Origin of the sequence: Romboutsia sp. 13368 (genome assembly GCF_018336475.1) — a bacterium.
In the GTDB taxonomy this organism is placed as follows: Bacteria; Bacillota; Clostridia; order Peptostreptococcales; family Peptostreptococcaceae; genus Romboutsia.
The window spans coordinates 699,267-702,702 of the sequence record NZ_CP048741.1 but is presented as its reverse complement, the minus strand read 5'-3'; the positions used below and the strand labels follow the sequence as shown (position 1 = coordinate 702,702).

1 protein-coding gene is annotated in these 3,436 nt (G+C 23.2%); it reads left to right on the top strand.

Going from position 1 to position 3,436, the window contains the following annotated elements:
- The first annotated feature begins 158 nt into the window (after nt 1-158).
- Entirely contained in the window at nt 159-3,332 is a 3,174-nt protein-coding gene (locus G3997_RS02780) for a DEAD/DEAH box helicase (RefSeq protein ID WP_330616180.1), read from the top strand.
- Nucleotides 3,333-3,436 lie beyond the last annotated feature (104 nt).

The following is a 3,436-nucleotide window of genomic DNA, read 5'->3' as shown; positions in this document are numbered from 1 at the left end:
TATATTTATATTGATTTTGCAAGTTTTTTAGATGTTCTTATATTGTTGTATTAATATGTTATATTAATTTATGGTAATAAAGTTTATAAAAGTTTTTGTGTTATTGTGTTAGTTTTAGACTATAATATTTTATATACAACAGAGAGCAAGGTGATATTTTGGACTTTAATAATATACAAAATTTAGTAATGAATAGTACTGTACCCTCTAGATGGGCTAGAGGAATTAAATATTTTAATAGAAAACTAGTTGACCATATAACAATAAATATAAATGATGGTACAGTTACATTTGATGCAATAGCTGAGTCAGAATTTTTTAATGATGTTTATACAACATCTATTTCTATAGATACATTAAATAATAAAATAATAGGGTGTAGTTGTACTTGTGAAGATTATATTTCACGACATCAACAAAATAATATATTTATATGTAAGCATATTGCGGCAACAAGTATATTAGGTATTAGACAATTAAAAAAAGATGCTTCACTTAAATTAGTAGATAGTATTTTAAATAAAAATACTAATGAAAATTCATTTAACACTACTACTACACCTAATAAGCAACTTCTATCTTACTTTGATAACGATAAAAAGGAAAAGGTAAATTTAGAAGTAAATATAGAAATAAGTGATAACGGAGTTTTTGCAGATTTTAAAATAGGTACAGATAAAATGTATGTCCTAAAAAACTTAAAAGATTTTGCTTTTTCTAGAATTAATAATGATTTGTTAGAGTATGGAAAAAATTTCATATATAATCCTAACATTCATTACTTTGAAGATGTAGATGAAGAGTTAGTAGATATAATAGAAGACTTTGGAAGAAAAAACACTATGCTATCAAATACTTTCAATCATAAGCTTTTAGATATTGGAAGTAGTGGATTAAAGAGATTTTTAAAAACTTTAGGAAATAAAGAATTTACGCTTACTTATAATAATGAAATTTATACTCCTAAAGTTATAAATGGACATTTACCTATAAATTTAGATTTAGAAAAACAAAATGAAAATATAGAGCTTAAATGTAATACTAATTTACCTGTACCTCTTACTCACAAAGGGGATGTTGTTTTATATAATGAAAATATATATTTACTATCTCACGAAGATGCTAGAAATTATAAAAAACTCTACTCTATATTAAAAGAATACAACATTATAACTTTTACAAAGGAAGAAATAGATCCTCTTTTAAGCAATTTACTACCTAAAGTTAAAAGTTTTTCAAATGATGTAAAAATCGATAATGAAATAAAAGATAACATTGTAAACGATTTTAATACTAAATTTTATTTCGATTTAAAAAATAGCAATGTAATATGTGAATTAAAATTCGAGTATTATGATGAAAATAAAACTAAGTATGTAGTTAGAAATTTAGAAAAGGAAAAAGTATTTAAAGATAAACTTGTATCTCTTAATTTTATATATAATGGCTCATATTATATATTTAATGGAGATGACACAGATTTATTTAATTTCTTAGATATGGATATAATGACTTTAAAAAGTCTAGGGGATGTATATTATTCTGATAAATTCAAAAATAAAAAAATTATAAAAGCTAATTCAATTCATGCATCTATAAGAGATAGTCTAAATGGTTATTTAGAATTTTCATTTAATATTGATGATATAGGTGATAATGAATATAAAGATGCATTTCTTGCATTTAAAGAAAGAAAAAGATTTTATAAATTAAAAAATGGTAGTTTCTTAGACTTAGAAGATAGAGAAACTAAAGATTTATTTGAACTAGTTGAAAACTTAAATGTATCAAATTTTGATGATTCTAAAATACCTTTTAGTAAAGCTATGTATATAAATGATATGTTTAATAATAAAAATTTAAACTTTGTAGAAGGTAGACAACTTATAAATCGTATTTGCGATGACTTTGATAATATAGAAAACTTAGATTTAAGTATTCCTGAAAATTTAAATGCTAAACTTCGTGATTACCAAATAGCTGGTCTTAATTATTTTAAAACTCTAGACCATTATAAATTTGGAGGTATACTTGCTGATGAAATGGGTCTTGGTAAGACTCTTCAAACTATATCTTTTTTACTTTATAAAAAGCAAAAAGATAGTAAAACTAAGAGCTTAATAGTTACACCAACTTCATTAATATACAACTGGAAAAGTGAATTTGAAAATTTTGCACCTGACATTAAAGTACTTTTAATTCATGGTAATAAAAAAGAAAGAGAAAAATTATTAAATACTATTAATGATTATGATGTAATTATAACAACTTATGCAACACTTCGAAATGACTTAGATTTTTATGAAACTAAAATTTTTGATTACTTTATAATAGATGAAGCTCAAAATATAAAAAATCCAATTTCTTTAAGTACAAATGCAGTTAAAAGTATAAGTTCTAAGGTTAGATTTGCACTTACAGGTACTCCTATTGAAAATAACTTACTTGAACTTTGGTCAATATTTGATTTTGTTATGCCAGGATATTTATATAGCAGAAATAAGTTCCAGGATTTATTTATATATGATGAGTATAATGCTAACAACTTAAGAAAACTTATAAAACCATTTATACTAAGAAGAACTAAAGCTCAAGTTATGACAGAACTTCCTGATAAAATAGAAACTAAATTCTTTGTTGAGCTTAATAAAGATCAAAGAAAAGTATATAGTGCTTATGTTGAAGAAATAAAAGAAAAAATAAATAATAAAGATGTTAAAACTGATAAGATAACAATGTTTTCTTATTTAACTAAGCTTAGACAAATGTGTTTAGACCCTAGTGTTTTAATAGAAGGATATAATAAAAAAAGTTCTAAAACAGAAGCTACATTAGAGATATTAAAAGATTCTATAGAAGATAATCATAAAATACTTTTATTCTCTCAATTTACTTCAGTTCTTAAAAATATAGGAAGTGAGCTTTCTAAAAATAATATAGATTACTATTATATAGATGGTCAAACAGATGCTTTAGAAAGATTAAATCTCGTTAATAAATTTAATGAAGGTGAAGATGTTAAAGTATTTTTAATATCTTTAAAAGCAGGTGGAAGTGGACTTAACTTAACTAGTGCTGATGTTGTAATTCACTTTGACCCATGGTGGAATCCTGCTGTTGAAAATCAAGCTAGTGATAGAGCCCATAGATTTGGACAAAAAAATGTAGTTCATGTTATTAAGCTTATTGCAAAAGGAACTATTGAAGAAAATATAATTAAACTTCAAGAAAACAAGGATAAACTTATAAAAGATTTCATAAATGATGATTTATCTAATAGTGGACTTCTTAAAAGTTTATCAGATAAGGATATAATAAATTTATTCACATAAAATATTTATAACATATATATTAAATAAAATAGATATAATCATATCATTTGATAAATTATCATAAATATTAAAAAGGAATTATCTTAAATAAATATTAATAAAAA